We start from the raw sequence: 16,963 nt of genomic DNA, 5'->3' as shown, positions 1-16,963 counted from the left end.
TTACGCGCCCGGAGCTCCCCGTTTTGCGAACACAACGACATTTAAAACTCTTTTTGGATGAGCATAGTGAGCTGTTATGAAAATCACCAACCCTGAGGCATTAATGGCGGCCAGTATCAGCCGACGAAGCCTGGTAAAAACCTCCGCTATCGGTAGCCTTGCGCTTGCCAGTAGCGCTTTCACCCTTCCGTTCTCCCGCATCGCCCACGCCGCAGCAGACCTCGCATCTGGCAATGTGGCAGAAAAAGCGGTCTGGAGTTCATGTACCGTTAACTGCGGCAGCCGCTGTCTGCTACGCCTGCACGTAAAAGATGACACCGTATATTGGGTTGAATCAGATACCACGGGCAACGATGAATATGGCAACCATCAGGTACGCGCCTGCCTGCGCGGTCGTTCCATTCGTCGCCGGATGAACCACCCCGATCGCCTGAAATATCCGATGAAACGCGTTGGTAAACGTGGAGAAGGCAAATTCGAACGTATCAGTTGGGATGAAGCGTTGGATACCATCGGCGATAACCTGAAACGTATCCTCAAGGACTACGGCAACGAAGCGGTACATGTGCTTTACGGTACCGGCGTGGACGGCGGCAATATCACCAATTCTAACGTACCGTATCGCCTGATGAACGCCTGCGGCGGCTATCTCAGCCGTTACGGTAGCTACAGCACCGCCCAAATCAGCGCGGCCATGAGCTATATGTTCGGCGGCAACGACGGCAACAGTCCGGATGATATCGCCAATACAAAACTGGTGGTGATGTTTGGCAATAACCCCGCGGAAACACGTATGAGCGGCGGCGGCGTGACATACTATGTCGAACAGGCGCGCGAACGCTCCAACGCCCGGATGATCGTCATTGACCCGCGTTATAACGACACTGCCGCCGGCCGCGAAGACGAGTGGCTGCCGATTCGCCCAGGTACCGATGGCGCGCTGGCGGCGGCAATCGGCTGGGTGCTGATTACCGAAGATCTTATTGATAAACCGTTTCTGGATAAATACTGCATCGGCTACGACGAAACCACTCTGCCCGCCTCGGCCCCGCGTAACGCGCACTATAAAGCCTATATTTTGGGTCAGGGCGAAGACGGTATTGCTAAAACGCCGCAATGGGCCGCGCAGATTACCAGTATTCCGGCGGAAAAAATCATTCAACTGGCGCGGGAAATCGGCTCGGCGAAACCGGCTTACATTTGCCAGGGCTGGGGACCGCAACGCCACTCTAACGGGGAGCAGACCGCACGCGCAATCGCCATGTTGTCTGTACTCACCGGTAACGTCGGCATAAATGGCGGTAATTCCGGCGTGCGCGAAGGCACCTGGGATCTGGGCGTCGAATGGTTTTCTATGCTGGAGAACCCGGTAAAAACCCAGATTTCGGTCTTTACCTGGACCGACGCTATCGATCATGGCGCGGAAATGACCGCCACACGCGACGGCGTGCGGGGAAAAGACAAGCTCGACGTGCCGATCAAATTTTTGTGGTGCTACGCCAGTAATACGCTGATCAATCAGCATGGCGATATCGCCCACACCCACGAGGTGCTTCAGGACGACAGTAAATGTGAAATGATCGTCGGCATCGAGCACTTTATGACCGCGTCGGCAAAATATTGCGACATTCTGCTGCCTGATTTAATGCCGACCGAGCAGGAAGATCTGATTTCCCACGAATCCGCAGGCAATATGGGCTATGTCATTCTTGGTCAGCCCGCCACCTCGCCGAAATTTGAAAGAAAGCCCATTTACTGGACGCTCAGTGAAGTGGCTAAACGGCTTGGTCCGGACGTATACCAGACCTTCACAGAAGGCCGCACGCAGCATGAGTGGGTCAAATACCTGCACGCAAAAACCAAAGCGCGTAACCCGGAAATGCCGGATTACGAAGAGATGAAACAGACAGGGATTTTCAAGAAAAAATGCCCGGAGGAGCACTACGTCGCTTTCCGCGCCTTCCGCGAAGACCCTGCCGCCAACCCACTGAAAACGCCGTCCGGTAAAATCGAAATCTATTCCGAGCGTCTGGCAACCCTCGCCAACACGTGGGAGCTGAAGAAAGATGAGATTATCCATCCTTTACCCGCCTATACGCCAGGCTTTGACGGTTGGGACGATCCGCTTCGTCAGCGCTACCCGCTACAGCTAACCGGCTTCCACTATAAAGCGCGTACCCACTCCAGCTACGGCAATATCGACGTCCTGCAACAGGCATGTCCGCAGGAGATCTGGATCAACCCGATTGATGCGCAAGCGCGCGGCATTCAGCACGGCGACACCGTGCGGGTCTTTAACCAGAACGGACAGATGCTCATTCCGGCAAAAGTCACGCCGCGCATATTGCCTGGCGTCACCGCTATCGGCCAGGGCGCCTGGTTAAATGCCGACATGTTTGGCGACAAAGTCGATCGCGGCGGCTCCATTAACATTCTGACGTCGCACCGGCCTTCCCCACTGGCGAAAGGTAATCCGTCACACAGTAATCTTGTTCAGGTTGAAAAGGCGTAAGGAGTAACCCATGACAACCCAGTATGGATTTTTTATTGATTCCAGCCGTTGCACCGGTTGCAAAACCTGCGAACTGGCCTGCAAGGACTACAAAGATTTGACCCCGGATGTCAGCTTCCGCCGCATTTATGAGTATGCGGGTGGCGACTGGCAGGAAGATAACGGCGTCTGGCACCAGAACGTCTTTGCCTACTATCTCTCCATCTCCTGTAACCACTGCGAAGACCCGGCCTGTACCAAAGTCTGCCCGAGCGGCGCGATGCACAAGCGCGATGACGGTTTTGTGGTGGTGAACGAAGAGGTCTGTATCGGCTGCCGCTACTGCCACATGGCCTGCCCGTACGGCGCGCCGCAGTACAACGCGGCCAAAGGTCATATGACCAAGTGCGACGGCTGTTATGATCGCGTCGCCGACGGCAAAAAGCCTATCTGCGTCGAATCCTGTCCGCTGCGGGCGCTGGACTTTGGTCCTATCGACGAACTGCGCAAAAAACACGGTGAGCTGGCTGCCGTCGCGCCGCTGCCGCGCGCGCATTTCACGAAGCCGAATATTGTGATTAAACCCAACGCCAACAGCCGCCCGACCGGGGACACTACCGGTTATCTGGCCAATCCGAAGGAGGTATAAGATGGGAAGTGGATGGCATGAATGGCCGTTGATGATCTTCACGGTCTTTGGTCAGTGCGTGGTCGGCGCGTTAATCGTTAGCGGACTGGGCTGGCTGACGGCAAAAGACGATACCATCGCCCGTCAGCGCATCGTGCGCAGCATGTTTTTTCTGTGGCTGGTGATGGGAGTGGGATTCCTCGCGTCGATTATGCATCTCGGCTCGCCGATGCGTGCGTTTAACTCGCTTAACCGCGTAGGCGCTTCCGCACTGAGTAATGAAATCGCCGCAGGATCGGTGTTCTTTGCCGTAGGCGGCATCTGGTGGCTGGTGGCGGTACTCGGTAAAATGCCCCCGGCGCTGGGTAAAGTGTGGCTGCTGGTCAGTATGGCGCTCGGCGTTGCATTCATCTGGGCAATGACGCTCGTTTATCAGATAGATACCGTGCCAACCTGGTATAATGGCTACACCACGCTGGCCTTTTCCCTCACGGCATTCCTGTGCGGCCCGGTGTTTGCGGCGCTACTGCTACGCATCGCGCGCGTCCCATTTTGCAGCGTGACGTTTGCCAGTATTAGCGGCCTGGCGTTGGTGGTGTGCGTGGCGGTCATCGTACTACAAGGGCTGTCTCTCTCAACCATTCACAGTTCCGTGCAACAGGCCAGCCATCTCGCACCGGATTACGGTATGCTACAGGTCTGGCGCATTGTCTTGCTTGCTGCCGGATTAGGCTGCTGGCTATGTCCGCTAATCCGTCGCCGCGAACCGCATACCGTTGGTTTGCTGCTCGGTGTCGTGCTGGTGCTGGCGGGCGAAATTATTGGCCGCGGACTTTTTTATGGCCTGCATATGACCGTAGGTATGGCCGTCGCAGGTTAATTTATGCGTGCGGGGCGACCCGCACCTTTCGGGATTGTTTGAATGACCACTTTTTTACAACGTGATGATTTTGCAGTAACGGCGCGTGTTCTCGGCGCGTTGTTTTATTATTCGCCGGAAAGCCACGAAACCGCTCCTCTGGTTCAGGCGCTATTAACCGACGACTGGCAGGCGCAGTGGCCGCTTGATGCCGAGGCGCTTGCGCCTGTGGCGGCTATGTTTAAGACCCACAGCGAAGAGTCGTTGCCACAGGCCTGGCAGCGTCTGTTTATCGGCCCTTACGCTCTGCCGTCTCCGCCGTGGGGTTCCGTCTGGCTGGATCGTGAGAGCGTATTATTTGGCGATTCTACATTGGCGCTACGTCAGTGGATGCGCGAAAACGGAATTCAGTTTGAAATGCAGCAAAACGAGCCAGAAGATCATTTTGGGTCGCTGTTGCTGCTGGCGGCCTGGCTTGCCGAGAATGACCGTCATCATGAATGCGAACAACTCCTGGCCTGGCATCTGTTTCCGTGGTCGTCCCGCTTTCTGGACGTATTTATCGATCATGCCGGGCATCCGTTTTATCAGGCGTTGGGGCAACTGGCGCGTCTGACTCTGGCGCAATGGCAAGCTCAACTCATTATTCCCGTCGCTGTAAAACCGTTATTCCGTTAATCCCCACAAAAGGCAGGATTTTACCTGCCTTTTCTCCCATTGCGGCCTATTTTTATCTACAAAAAGTGACAACGTCACACTACGTTTCTATTTTTAAGATAATTCTTTATCGTGAATGTTCACGCGAAGCCGCATAAGGGCAAAACATAATTGTTAATAGATGTTTAACAGTGTTAAACATCACGCTCCGCTGGAATCCTTCCCAACCTGTTGCTATAGCTCAAAGTACCCTGCCGGAACATGGCATAACAACACGCGACTCTTAACGTCGCCATAACACATGCAAACAGGGAGACACACCGCAATGCACACCCTCACCCTAAAACGCGTACTTGGGTTCACTATCGTCATTTTGCTGTTACTGGCGCTGTTTATCTGGGGAATCGGTCTGGAGACGCTGAAAGCGCGTCAGGTCGATCTGCTGTATCTCGGACAACGGCATTTGATGCTGGTCTTTACGTCCATGTTTTTTGCTTTACTGGTCGGTATCCCGAGTGGGATTTTACTCAGCCGACCTGCGGCAAAAGGATTTGCTGAATATGTCATGCAAATCTTTAATGTTGGTAATACCTTGCCGCCGCTGGCCGTTCTGGCCTTAGCGATGGTGATTATCGGGATCGGCGATACGCCCGCCATTGTCGCGCTATTTCTGGCCTCCCTTCTGCCTATCGTCCGCAATACCTATGCGGGCCTCTGTTCCGTTCCCGCCTCACTGATTGAAGCGGCGAACGGGATTGGGATGACAAAATGGCAGCGGCTTCGCCAGGTAGAGCTACCTAATGCGTGGCCAGTGATGCTGTCCGGTATTCGCATCGCGACCGCCATCAATGTCGGCACCGCGCCGCTGGCCTTTCTGATCGGCGCCAGCAGCTACGGCGAGCTGATTTTCCCGGGAATTTATCTCAACGATTTTCCGACGTTGATCCTCGGCGCAACGGCCACGGCGTTATTCGCGCTGATTCTTGACACTCTGCTTGCCTGGTTTGGGCGACGCCTTAGCCCTCATACCGTTTGAACGCATAAATAACAATAAGGAGCGTTAAATGAGATTCAAAAAACACCTGTTAGGATGGCTTGCCGCAACGCTGTTGTTCAGTAGCCAGACGCAGGCCGCGCCGCTGGTTCTCGCCACCAAAAGCTTTACCGAGCAGCATATTCTTTCCGCTATGACCGTTCAGTATTTGCAGAAGAAAGGCTTTCAGGTTCAGCCGCAAACCAATATCGCCGCGGTGATTTCACGTAATGCGATGGTGAATAAACAAATTGATATTACCTGGGAATACACCGGTACATCGCTGATTATTTTCAACCGTATCGATAAGCGCATGAGTCCACAGGAAACCTACGACACGGTAAAACGCCTGGATGCGAAGCTGGGCCTGGTATGGCTCAAACCGGCTGACATGAACAATACTTACGCGTTCGCGATGCAGCGCAAACGCGCCGAGTCGGAAAATATCACCACCATCTCGCAAATGGTGGCAAAAATCGAACAGGTCCGGCAGAACGATCCTGACCACAACTGGATGCTCGGCCTCGATCTGGAATTTGCCGGGCGCAGCGACGGAATGAAGCCCCTTCAGCAAGCCTATCAGATGCAGCTCGATCGCCCGCAAATACGACAGATGGACCCAGGGCTGGTCTATAACGCCGTTCGGGATGGGCTGGTTGACGCCGGGCTGGTCTATACCACCGACGGACGGGTGAAAGGGTTTGATCTGAAAGTGCTGGAAGATGATAAAGGCTTCTTCCCAAGTTACGCTGTCACGCCCGTAGTGCGTAAAGAGGTGCTGGAAGCCAATCCTGGCCTTGATGACGCCTTAAACACCCTTTCCGGCCTGCTCAATAACGATGTGATATCGACCCTAAACGCCCAGGTCGATATCGAGCATCGCACGCCGCAACAGGTAGCCCATCAATTTTTGCAGGACAAAGGTCTGCTGTAAGGAGCGCCTATGGATACGATACATTATATGCTGGATAACGCAGGCTATCTCGCCAGCCTTACCTTTCAGCATCTCTGGCTGGTCGCGCTGGCCGTCGGTCTGGCGATTATCATCGGCGTACCGTTAGGCGTTTTGATTGTACGCCACAAATGGCTGGCAACGCCGATATTGGGCGCCGCCACGCTACTTCTTACCATTCCGTCTATCGCGCTGTTTGGATTAATGATCCCGCTCTTTTCGCTGATCGGACATGGTATTGGCGTTCTGCCCGCCGTGACGGCCGTTTTTCTCTACTCTTTACTGCCGATTGTCCGTAATACCCATACTGCGCTTGATAGTTTGCCGCCCGGTCTGCGTGAAGCGGGACGCGGCATCGGTATGACTTTCTGGCAACGGCTGCGCTGGGTCGAAATCCCAATGGCCCTACCGGTTATTTTCGGGGGTATCCGCACCGCGGTAGTGATGAATATCGGCGTAATGGCGATTGCCGCGGTGATCGGCGCTGGCGGTCTGGGGCTGCTACTGTTAAACGGCATTAGCGGCAGCGATATTCGCATGTTAATTGCCGGCGCGCTGATGATCTGTCTACTGGCAATTGTACTTGACTGGCTGTTGCATCGTCTGCAAGTCGTACTGACACCTAAGGGGATACGATAATGATAAAACTGGAAAATCTCACCAAACAATTTGTACAGAAAAAGGGTCAGCCGCTAAAAGCCGTCGACAACGTCAACCTGAACGTGCCGGAAGGCGAAATGTGCGTCTTACTCGGTCCCTCCGGCTGCGGCAAAACCACCACGTTAAAGATGATCAACCGGCTGATCGCGCCCAGCAGCGGTAATATTCTTATCAACGGCGAGAATACCAACGATATGGATACGGTAACGCTACGCCGCAATATTGGGTATGTTATCCAACAAATCGGCCTGTTTCCTAATATGACGATTGAAGAAAATATTACCGTTGTGCCGCGCATGTTGGGTTGGGACAAAGCACGCTGCAAGCAACGCGCCGAAGAGTTGATGGACATGGTGGCGCTGGATGCCAGAAAATTTCTGCATCGCTATCCAAAGGAGATGTCCGGGGGACAGCAACAGCGTATTGGCGTGATCCGCGCTCTGGCCGCCGATCCGCCGGTACTGCTGATGGATGAGCCCTTCGGCGCGGTGGACCCAATTAACCGCGAAGTGATCCAGAACCAGTTTCTGGATATGCAGCGTAAGCTAAAAAAGACCGTGATGCTGGTCAGCCATGATATCGACGAAGCGCTAAAACTCGGCGACCGTATCGCCGTGTTCCGTCAGGGGCGAATTGTACAGTGCGCCAGTCCTGATGAACTGCTGGCCAAACCGGCTAACGAGTTTGTCGGGTCGTTTGTCGGTCAGGACAGAACGTTAAAGCGTTTGCTACTGGTCTCCGCAGGCGATGTTACCGACCAACAGCCAACCATTACCGCGCGGCCTTCCACGCCGTTAAGCGAGGCGTTCGGCATTATGGATGATCACGATATTCGCGCCATTACCGTCATTGACAACGACGGTAAGCCACTGGGATTTGTGAAGCGCCGGGAAGCGCGGAACGCCAGCGGAATCTGCGCCGATATCACCCATCCTTTCCGTATTACGGGCAAAGCGGAAGATAATCTGCGTATTGTGCTGTCCAGATTGTACGAAAGTAATACCAGCTGGATGCCGATCGTTGATGAAGACGGACGCTATCACGGTGAAATCTCTCAGGATTACATCGCCGACTATCTCAGCTCAGGCCGCACGCGTCGGGCGCTAAATATTCACGAAAGCAGCTAACGTTGCCGCCGGATGGCCTCTCGCTATCCGGCAATATCATTATTGTACGCAATATTATATGGCACATAGTGCTTTTGCGTCTGACGCCATTTCCCCGCAGAATAGGCTATCCTGAAACTCCCTGTTTACCCGCTCATGCATCGTTTACACGCTTACCCGGATCTGCGCGCGATGTTTCGTCGCCTGCTGATCGCTACGCTCATCGGTATTCTCGCGGCGCTGGCTGTCGCCGCCTTCCGTCATGCGATGCAATTGCTGGAGTGGATTTTCCTGAGTAATGACACCGGCAGTCTGGTGAATGCGGCTGAGGGGCTTTCGCCCTGGCGACGGCTGATTACGCCGGCGCTTGGCGGCCTGGCCGCTGGCCTGTTGCTGTGGGGGTGGCAAAAAATGAACCAACAGCGCCCCCATGCGCCCACTGACTATATGGAAGCATTGCAAACCGACGGGCAATTTGACGTTGGCGCCAGTCTGGTGAAATCGCTGGCCTCGCTGCTGGTCGTGGTCAGCGGCAGCGCAATTGGTCGCGAAGGCGCAATGATCCTCCTCGCCTCGCTGGCGGCATCCAGCTTTGCCCGACGCTTCACGCCGCGTGAGGAATGGAAATTATGGATCGCCAGCGGCGCCGCTGCGGGCATGGCGGGCGCTTACCATGCGCCGCTGGCGGGCAGCCTGTTTATCGCGGAAATCCTGTTCGGTACCTTAATGCTGGCTTCCCTCGGCCCGGTTGTCGTTTCCGCCGTCGTCGCCCTACTAACCACCCATGTATTAAACGGTAGCGATTCACTACTCTATACCGTACATCTGACCGTTGATCTCCACGCGCGGGAGTACGTCATGATAGTCAGTACCGGCCTGGTCGCCGGTCTGTGCGGTCCGTTGCTGATGTGGCTGATGACGGCCAGCCATAATAGTTTCTTACGCTTAAAATTGTCCCCGCCCTGGCAACTGGCGCTGGGCGGGCTTATTGTCGGATTACTGTCGTTACTCACGCCCACGGTATGGGGAAACGGCTATAGCGTCGTACAATCATTTTTGCTCTCTCCGCCGCTATTCTCGCTGATTGGCGGAATTTTTGTGTGCAAAATCCTGGCGGTGCTCGCCAGCAGCGGCTCTGGCGCGCCGGGCGGCGTCTTTACGCCAACATTATTTGTCGGATTATCAATTGGAATGTTTCTGGGTCGGATATGGGGATTCTGGCTTCCAGGCTCGGATGAAATAGCAATTTTATTGGGGCTGGCGGGTATGGCGACGCTACTGGCGGCGACAACCCATGCGCCGATAATGTCCACCCTGATGATTTGTGAAATGACCGGGGAGTATCAGTTACTCCCCGGTCTGCTGATTGCCTGTGTAGTCGCGTCAGTGCTCTCGCGAACGTTACGCCATGATTCTATCTACCGCCAGCACGCTGCCGAGCATTGACAAACGAATATACTGCCCCAGCTCACGCTGCTCGGCGCGCGGCAGGTACGGCAACTCGCCAATCAGCGGCGCTGGCAGTTTTTTCCCAAGCACATCAATAATTTCAGCATAATGCGCCAGGCCAGGATTGATACGATTCGCCACCCAGCCAATTAATGGCAGTCCATCGTTAGCGACAGCTTGCGCAGTCAGTAGCGCATGATTAATGCACCCCTCCTGAATCCCTACCACCATCAATACCGGTAACTGTTCCTGTACCACCCATTCGGACAATGGACGTAAATCATTCATCAAACTACGCCAGCCGCCAGTGCCCTCCACAACCACGTGGTCCACTTTATCGCTCAGACTCGCCAGGCCGTTGGACAGCAAGGTGTAATTTATAGGACAGCTATGCGCGACGCTGCTTTCTTCTTCGCTTAACGCGATCGGATTAATCGCCTCATACGGCAACTCCAGCGAAGAGACGCTTTGCAATACCAGCGCGTCTTTGTTGCGCATCCCTTCTGGAGTCTCTTTGCTCCCTTTAGCGACAGGTTTATACCCTGCAACGCTCTTACCACCCGACGCTAACGCTTGTAGTAATGCGCGGGAAACCACCGTCTTCCCAACAGAAGTGTCTGTACCTGTAATAAAGAAACGCTTCAGCATCACTAACTCCACCGTTATGCTTCGAAAATATAAGCCAGGAAAATAATACAGTGGAGAAAGTCTAAGATATGGCAAGGGCAATCAGCTTGAGTTAGCGCAAATTTTTGTACAACAGTTAAAAAATGTTAACCCTGTAATAGACGAATCAACAAAGAGCCGTTATACATCGCGTCTTTTACCAACGCCGCCCCGGCCATCGTGCCCTGGTTGGTAAACTGCGTGCTTTCCACTACCGTATTCCTGCTGTAGGCGGGCAGCGCCTGCTGACGGATACTGTCAGCAATGGCCGGAAAAAGGATATCAGCCGCTTTACTTAGCGGCGAACCAATAAGAATTTTTTGCGGATTAAATAAATTCACCATGATAGCCAGAATGCGTCCGACATGCGCGCCAACGCCGCTAATAATATCTTTTGCTAATAGATCTCCCTGCATCGCCGCCTGACACAGTGAATCTACCGTTAACGGCTGGCCGTGCAACATTGAACTCATCGACTGATTAAGCCGAAGCTGCGTAAGTTCCAGCACGCTATCGACGCTGGCGATGGTCTCCAGACAGCCATGATTACCGCAATAACAGCGCTTACCATAAGGATCGACCTGGGTATGCCCAATCTCTACCAGACTGCTACTGCCCGCATGAAGCAAATGACCGTCGGTGATAACGCCCGCCCCCACATTATGATCAATCACCACCTGGATAACGTCGCGCGCGCCGCGTGAGGCGCCAAAAAGCGCCTCTGCCATCGTCCAGGCGCTAATATCATGCTGGATGTAAACCGGTACGCCGGTGTGCCGCTCCAGCGCATCTCCCAAAGGCATCTCTTTGACATCTTCGTAATACGGCATCCGGTGCACAACGCCGTTTTCGGTATCGATAATGCCCGGTAACGTAATGGCAATGGAGGTCAGACGCTCCAGTTTCTGCTGATGGCGGGTAAAAAACCGATCAACGTGCGTAATAATTCGCTCAAGCAACGGCGTGGCTTCGTTTAACGGCAGCGCCAGACACTCTTCTACCACCAGTTTGCTGCTAAGATCGCGCAGCGCAAGGAAAATTTCGCCACGGCTAATACGAATAGATAAATAGTGCCAGGCTTCTGTTTCCACCATCAGCCCGACGGCGGGACGTCCACGACTGCCCGCCTCTTTAATTTCAAGTTCCTGAACCAAATGCGCTTCCAGCATTTCGCGAACAATTTTCGTAATACTGGCAGGCGCCAACTGCGCCAGACGAGACAGGTCAATTCGCGATACCGGTCCGAGCTGATCAATCAGGCGATACACTGCGCCAGCATTGGTCTGCTTAATTTGATCGATATGCCCAGGCTGACTATCAGCAACCACCGCTCACTCCCTTTATTTTCGCGCTCCGAAATAATCTGTGTGCTATGGTGAAACACTTCAATACTCGCCGTCAACTTTTTGCTTAGCCGTGTGATTAACTGCACATTTTCACCCTTTTAAAGCGTAATTAATCCCGTCGGGCAGCCAGTAATAGCAGTTGGCAAAACCGCTGTACGGCATGACTCTGTTCATGATGCTTTGGCCATACCAGCCACATTTCAGATACGGCGTCCTCTTCCGCCAGGGGAACCCAGCGCATCTCGCTCATCTGTACACGCTTAAAGGATGCCGGCAGAATCGAGACACCCAGCCCCGCCGCCACCAGACCGATAATGGTCATTGCCTCGCCAACCTCCTGCGTGATGGTCGGCGACAGGTTATAGCGCCGCATCAGGCCGAGAATATCGTCGTAGAGGCCCGTTCCGACATGTGGATCGAAAAAGACGAAAGGTTCTTCCGCCAGCTCTGTCAGACTGACGACCGGCTTTTGCGCCAGCCGATGTTCGCGCGGGATCATGGCCATAAGCGGCTCATGCAAAATCACCTCGCGATTAAGTGTGTCGGGCAGCGGCGTATTCCGCAGCAAGCCAATATCCAGTACGCCTTCGTTGAGCGGCGCGATTTGCTCACGCGTATTCATTTCACGCGTTTGCATATGCACTCCCGGATAGGACTGGCGGAACAGCGAAAAGGTATGCGATACCGCCCGAATAAAAGGCGCTGAAGACGTAAAGCCAATACGGATTTCACCCGCTTCGCCCTGATGCAACCGCTCGGCGCGAGCGGCGGCGTCGTTTACCAGACTCAGGATGTGTCGGCTGTCCACCAGAAACTGGCGCCCGGCGGCGGTTAACGCTACGCTGCGGTTGGTCCGCGCCAGTAATCGCGCGCCGACCTGCTGCTCCAGAATTTGTATCTGCTGACTGAGCGGCGGCTGCGAGATATTGAGGCGCGCGGCGGCGCGACCAAAATGCAGTTCTTCTGCTACCGCCACAAAGTAACGTAAATGACGTAATTCGATATTCATATTTTTAACGTCTTATTTGAGACAATTAATATATTAGACAGAATATTTTGCTTTTTCTATGCTTTACATGTCGGTTATACCCGTCTCCTGTTGACGGAGATGTAAAGCAAGGATTTAACGTGAGTCGTACAACTATTCTCGATGACGCCACGGCGAGCGATATCGATGAACAACGCCATTCTCAGCCGGTTCAATTTATAAAACGCGGTACAGCACCTTTCATGCGCGTCACGCTGGCCCTTTTTTCCGCGGGTCTGGCGACTTTCGCGCTCCTTTATTGCGTTCAGCCTATATTACCGGTACTTTCCCAGGAGTTTGGCGTCTCCCCCGCCAGCAGCAGCGTTTCACTTTCTATTTCTACCGCCATGCTGGCTATCGGCTTACTTTTTACTGGCCCGCTTTCTGATGCGATAGGCCGTAAACCGGTGATGGTCACCGCCTTGTTATTAGCCTCCTGCTGCACATTGTTATCAACCATGATGACCAGCTGGCATGGTATTCTGATTATGCGTGCGCTGATCGGTCTATCGTTAAGCGGCGTCGCCGCGGTGGGAATGACCTACCTGAGCGAAGAAATCCATCCCAGCTTTGTCGCTTTCTCCATGGGGCTCTATATTAGCGGTAATTCCATCGGCGGGATGAGCGGGCGTTTATTAAGCGGCGTCATGACCGACTTTTTTAACTGGCGCATCGCGCTGGCGGCCATCGGATGCTTTGCGCTGGCGTCCGCGCTGATGTTCTGGAAGATTTTACCCGCCTCACAACATTTCCGTCCCACGTCGCTACGGCCTAAAACGCTATTTATTAATTTCCGTCTCCACTGGCGCGATCGGGGGTTACCTCTGCTGTTTGCGGAAGGCTTTTTACTGATGGGCGCATTCGTCACCCTGTTTAACTACATTGGCTATCGCCTGATGCTCTCCCCCTGGGAATTAAGCCAGGCCGTGGTCGGACTGTTATCCGTAGCCTATCTCACCGGCACATGGAGCTCGCCGAAAGCTGGCGCAATGACCTCACGCTATGGCCGGGGGCCGGTGATGCTGTTCTCTATCGCAGTAATGCTGGGCGGGCTTTTACTGACACTTTTTACCTCGCTTTGGCTGATTTTTGCCGGAATGCTGCTTTTTTCCGCCGGCTTTTTCGCCGCGCACTCCGTGGCCAGTAGTTGGATTGGCCCGCGTGCGCGCCGGGCGAAGGGACAGGCCTCGTCACTTTATCTTTTCAGCTATTATCTGGGGTCCAGTATCGCCGGGACGCTAGGCGGCGTATTCTGGCATAGTTACGGCTGGAACGGCGTAGGCGGTTTTATCGCGCTAATGCTGGTGCTGGCCATCCTGGTCGGGACGCGGTTACATCATCGTCTTCACGCCTGAAAAGAAATAATCCGGCGATAGCAACGTGCGCTATCGCCGGGCTGGTTTCACGCCACGACTCACTGTTTACCACAGACCTGTCAAGCTTGATACTCCCATGACTTCTCTGATTGCATCCAGCGCCAGAAGCGTAAATACCACCCAGATTATCGGATTCATATACGGTGTACTTGTTATTCTGGAGAGCGAATATTACCGACTCTGCGACCAAAAATAACGGCCGGTAACGTAAAGCTACCTATTATGGTGGGGGCTGACATCGCGTTACCGGGGGATTGTACATAGCGTTACATGCCGAAACCAATCACTCACGGAAGCCTTTTGATAACAGCGATATAGTCATTTCACCGGCCCCGCAGTGGGGTTGAATGAAAACCAAATCGAGGGTATCAAAATGAAAAAAGTATTAGCTCTGGTTGTTGCCGCTGCAATGGGTCTCTCTTCCGCAGCATTCGCGGCTGAGACTGCAACGCCTGCGAAAACCGCAACGCCTGCCAAAACAACCCAGACCACCCAGCACCACAAAAAACAGCATAAAAAAACCGTTGAGCAAAAAGCGCAGGCGGCTAAAAAACACCAGAAAAAAGGTGGTAAAGCGCCAGCCAAAACCACGTCAAAACCAACTACTCAACCGGCTGCGTAAGTCGTAACATGCTGCGGCGCGCCCCCGCGCCCGTTTTTACGGCGCTAAATTGTTCTGGTTTAGCGCCGCCTTCCGGGAGGGCAAAAAAGTGTCTCGCTACCGCTTTGAGCTCATTCTTATCGTGCTTATTTTATGCGCCGTTATTGCCACGCATTTCTATCTTTCCTGAGTGTAGTTATCTGATTTTACTCCCACTTTCTTACCGTCACGTCTATAGTAGTACTGAGGGTTTGTTGTTAATAATCATAATTACCCACCAGAGTGTGATATGCATAAAACCATTGCTGTATTACTGGGCATAGTGTGTTTTTTACCGGTTATGGCGAAAGCCAGGGGGGCTGAAACAGACGCCACGGATGCCAGCGACGTCAAAACGCTTTTTTTTAACCATGACGATCGGGTGCCCGTCGCCGATCCTACCCAATCGCCGTGGGATGCCATCGGGCAACTAGAGACCGCCAGCGGTAATTTGTGTACGGCAACGCTTATCTCCCCGCATATCGCCCTGACAGCAGGTCACTGCCTGCTAACGCCACCGAAAGGAAAACCAGACAAGGCGGTTGCGCTGCGTTTTGTGGCGCGAAAAGGTGTATGGCGCTATGAAATCCACGGCATTGAAGGCCGCGTTGAACCGTCGCTGGGCCGACGTCTGAAAGCGGATGGCGATGGCTGGATTGTGCCGCCTGCCGCGGCAAGCTGGGATTTTGGTCTGGTAATATTGCGCTACCCACCTTCCGGTATCACGCCAGTGCCTTTATTTACCGGCGATAAAGCGGCGCTTACTGCGGCGTTGAAAGCCGCAGACCGAAAAGTCACGCAGTCCGGTTATCCGGAAGATCATCTGAATGCGCTTTATTCCCATCAGGATTGCGTCGTGACCGGCTGGGCGCAAAATGCCGTACTCTCACACCAGTGCGACACGTTACCTGGCGACAGCGGCTCGCCGCTCTTATTGCACACGGATAGCGGATGGCAGCTCATTGGCGTACAAAGCTCCGCCCCTGCGGCTAAAGATCGCTGGCGTGCCGATAACCGCGCCATATCCGTCACCGGCTTTCGCGATAAGCTGAAAGCTCTGGCGCAGGATTAATGCGGGAATCGCTGCCTGAATCGACAGGCAGCGATCGTCTCAGGCAAATTTGATCATGACCATTCCGGCGAGCAGCAATATCACGCCAACCCAGCCTTTGGGGTTTAAGCGCTGACCGAAGAGCACCCAGCCCGCCGCCAACGTGGCGGCAATACCAAAACCGCCCCATAATGCATACGCCACCGACAGGTCTATCCCTTTAACCGCCTGGGAAAGCGCGCTGAAGGCGGCCAGAACAGCGGCAAGCGATAAGATGCCATAGCATTTACGGCGAAAGCCGTCCGAAAATTTCAACAGTACGTTAGCCGCGATTTCCAGCATTATTGCCAGCCCAAGCCAGGCGCCGTGTATCCATTCAAATTGTTGCACGAGTCGCCTCCTTCACCGGTTTGCCGGGTTTACGTGTCCCTGATTTGATCAATACTATGCCGGCGACCAGCGTCAGCAAGCCGGCAATCTTCATGGTTGATAATGCTTCATCAAATAGCAGCACGCTAAAAATGGTAATAAATAAAATGCCGATCCCTTCCCATAAGGCATACGCCACACCCAGGGCAATCTTTTTTACCGCAAAAGAAAGAAATATATATGACAGCGTGATCATCACCAGCATTAAAATAAAACCCGCATTGCCATTACCCACGCTAGCCCATTTCATTGAGAGCGTGCCGGTAATTTCAGTCGCGATAGCCAGAGCTAATAAAATCCAGTAAAACATGACACTTCTCCTGCATGAGAATATACTCTTTCGAGTCTGCTGCACGCAGCAAACTAAAAAATAAAATCAGTTAGCACAGCGCGTTGCGCCAGCTCAGGTAGAAGTGAGAGACTAAAGTGCGTTACGCCAGTGCTGCTCGCCAATAAGCAGGAAAAAGGAGGTAGAGTGAAGATGCGTTTGCGTGGAGAAAAAAGCGCTGAACATATTGTCCATAATATTACAATTATCCGCAGTGTTGCTTCTCGTCATCGCGGATGATAATTGTCCTCGGTAGTTGAACACG

General features: G+C 53.6%; 19 protein-coding genes. 12 read left to right on the top strand and 7 right to left on the bottom strand.

Features of this window, described 5'->3' with window-relative positions; genetic code table 11:
• The first annotated feature begins 76 nt into the window (after positions 1-76).
• The 9 genes from ynfF (at position 77) to clcB (ending at position 9,832) form a co-directional block, all read left to right on the top strand.
• A complete protein-coding gene (gene ynfF / locus NA624_RS02285) occupies positions 77-2,512 on the top strand; it encodes a selenate/tellurate reductase subunit YnfF (RefSeq protein ID WP_000705287.1) in 2,436 nt (811 codons plus the stop codon).
• Between the two features lie 10 nt (positions 2,513-2,522).
• Complete coding sequence (gene dmsB, locus NA624_RS02280) at positions 2,523-3,140, top strand: dimethylsulfoxide reductase iron-sulfur subunit DmsB (protein ID WP_000213064.1); 618 nt, start codon at positions 2,523-2,525, stop codon at positions 3,138-3,140.
• A gap of 1 nt (position 3,141) precedes the next feature.
• Positions 3,142-3,999, top strand: coding sequence for a dimethyl sulfoxide reductase anchor subunit family protein (locus tag NA624_RS02275; RefSeq protein ID WP_000534707.1), 858 nt, complete (start codon positions 3,142-3,144; stop codon positions 3,997-3,999).
• Between the two features lie 42 nt (positions 4,000-4,041).
• On the top strand, positions 4,042-4,656 hold the full coding sequence (dmsD, locus tag NA624_RS02270) for a Tat proofreading chaperone DmsD (protein ID WP_000206565.1): 615 nt from the start codon (positions 4,042-4,044) through the stop codon (positions 4,654-4,656).
• A 304-nt stretch (positions 4,657-4,960) separates the two neighbouring features.
• Positions 4,961-5,671 (top strand): osmoprotectant ABC transporter permease OsmY, encoded by a 711-nt coding sequence (osmY, locus tag NA624_RS02265; RefSeq protein WP_000557304.1) that lies wholly within the window; start codon positions 4,961-4,963, stop codon positions 5,669-5,671.
• 28 nt (positions 5,672-5,699) lie between these two features.
• On the top strand, positions 5,700-6,602 hold the full coding sequence (gene osmX, locus NA624_RS02260; protein ID WP_001211193.1) for an osmoprotectant ABC transporter substrate-binding protein OsmX: 903 nt from the start codon (positions 5,700-5,702) through the stop codon (positions 6,600-6,602).
• A gap of 9 nt (positions 6,603-6,611) precedes the next feature.
• On the top strand, positions 6,612-7,259 hold the full coding sequence (gene osmW / locus NA624_RS02255) for an osmoprotectant ABC transporter permease OsmW (protein ID WP_000379674.1): 648 nt from the start codon (positions 6,612-6,614) through the stop codon (positions 7,257-7,259).
• The gene (gene osmV, locus NA624_RS02250) at positions 7,259-8,407 is read left to right on the top strand and encodes an osmoprotectant ABC transporter ATP-binding protein OsmV (protein ID WP_000593091.1); all 1,149 of its coding nucleotides are present in this window, start codon (positions 7,259-7,261) and stop codon (positions 8,405-8,407) included. The genes osmW and osmV overlap by 1 nt, the downstream gene beginning before the upstream one ends.
• A gap of 135 nt (positions 8,408-8,542) precedes the next feature.
• Positions 8,543-9,832: a voltage-gated ClC-type chloride channel ClcB gene (clcB, locus tag NA624_RS02245; RefSeq protein ID WP_000554918.1), complete on the top strand. Its 1,290-nt coding sequence runs from the start codon at positions 8,543-8,545 to the stop codon at positions 9,830-9,832.
• On the opposite strand, the gene bioD is transcribed toward clcB, so the two are convergent.
• The 3 genes from bioD to NA624_RS02230 all read right to left on the bottom strand — a co-directional run bounded on the left by bioD (position 9,788) and on the right by NA624_RS02230 (position 12,856).
• Positions 9,788-10,483: a dethiobiotin synthase gene (bioD, locus tag NA624_RS02240; RefSeq protein WP_000919210.1), complete on the bottom strand. Its 696-nt coding sequence runs from the start codon at positions 10,481-10,483 to the stop codon at positions 9,788-9,790. The two genes, clcB and bioD, sit on opposite strands and share 45 nt — an antisense overlap.
• 125 nt (positions 10,484-10,608) lie before the next feature.
• Complete coding sequence (gene mlc / locus NA624_RS02235; protein ID WP_000225087.1) at positions 10,609-11,829, bottom strand: sugar metabolism global transcriptional regulator Mlc; 1,221 nt, start codon at positions 11,827-11,829, stop codon at positions 10,609-10,611.
• A 127-nt stretch (positions 11,830-11,956) separates the two neighbouring features.
• Positions 11,957-12,856, bottom strand: a complete 900-nt coding sequence (locus NA624_RS02230; RefSeq protein WP_001019577.1) for a LysR family transcriptional regulator — start codon at positions 12,854-12,856, stop codon at positions 11,957-11,959.
• A gap of 119 nt (positions 12,857-12,975) precedes the next feature.
• Here NA624_RS02230 and NA624_RS02225 point away from each other — a divergent pair, with 119 nt between their 5' ends.
• Entirely contained in the window at positions 12,976-14,229 is a 1,254-nt protein-coding gene (locus tag NA624_RS02225) for an MFS transporter (protein ID WP_000091792.1), read from the top strand.
• Positions 14,230-14,295: 66 nt separating this feature from the next.
• Here the strand turns inward: NA624_RS02225 and NA624_RS02220 are convergent, their stop codons facing one another.
• Positions 14,296-14,388: a KPN_01571 family protein gene (locus NA624_RS02220; protein WP_001068154.1), complete on the bottom strand. Its 93-nt coding sequence runs from the start codon at positions 14,386-14,388 to the stop codon at positions 14,296-14,298.
• A gap of 235 nt (positions 14,389-14,623) precedes the next feature.
• Between NA624_RS02220 and asr the strand changes: the two genes are divergently transcribed.
• Together asr and NA624_RS02210 are read left to right on the top strand one after the other, a co-directional pair.
• Positions 14,624-14,872 carry an acid resistance repetitive basic protein Asr gene (gene asr, locus NA624_RS02215; RefSeq protein ID WP_000756317.1) on the top strand — a complete coding sequence of 83 codons (249 nt, stop codon included), beginning with the start codon at positions 14,624-14,626 and terminating at the stop codon, positions 14,870-14,872.
• A 268-nt stretch (positions 14,873-15,140) separates the two neighbouring features.
• Complete coding sequence (locus NA624_RS02210; protein ID WP_000549649.1) at positions 15,141-15,962, top strand: trypsin-like serine peptidase; 822 nt, start codon at positions 15,141-15,143, stop codon at positions 15,960-15,962.
• A gap of 39 nt (positions 15,963-16,001) precedes the next feature.
• On the opposite strand, the gene mdtI is transcribed toward NA624_RS02210, so the two are convergent.
• The 3 genes from mdtI to NA624_RS02195 form a co-directional block, all read right to left on the bottom strand.
• The gene (mdtI, locus tag NA624_RS02205; protein ID WP_001183821.1) at positions 16,002-16,331 is read right to left on the bottom strand and encodes a multidrug/spermidine efflux SMR transporter subunit MdtI; all 330 of its coding nucleotides are present in this window, start codon (positions 16,329-16,331) and stop codon (positions 16,002-16,004) included.
• On the bottom strand, positions 16,318-16,680 hold the full coding sequence (gene mdtJ / locus NA624_RS02200; RefSeq protein ID WP_000500278.1) for a multidrug/spermidine efflux SMR transporter subunit MdtJ: 363 nt from the start codon (positions 16,678-16,680) through the stop codon (positions 16,318-16,320). The genes mdtI and mdtJ overlap by 14 nt, the downstream gene beginning before the upstream one ends.
• Positions 16,681-16,791: 111 nt before the next feature.
• Positions 16,792-16,962: a protein YdgV gene (locus NA624_RS02195; protein ID WP_001539987.1), complete on the bottom strand. Its 171-nt coding sequence runs from the start codon at positions 16,960-16,962 to the stop codon at positions 16,792-16,794.
• Position 16,963: the final 1 nt, after the last annotated feature.

The sequence above is a fragment of the Salmonella sp. NW38 genome, assembly GCF_051807745.1.
Classification (GTDB): domain Bacteria; phylum Pseudomonadota; class Gammaproteobacteria; order Enterobacterales; family Enterobacteriaceae; genus Salmonella; species Salmonella enterica.
Note: the sequence above shows the minus strand (reverse complement) of the source record. Positions and strands in the feature narration are given on the sequence as shown.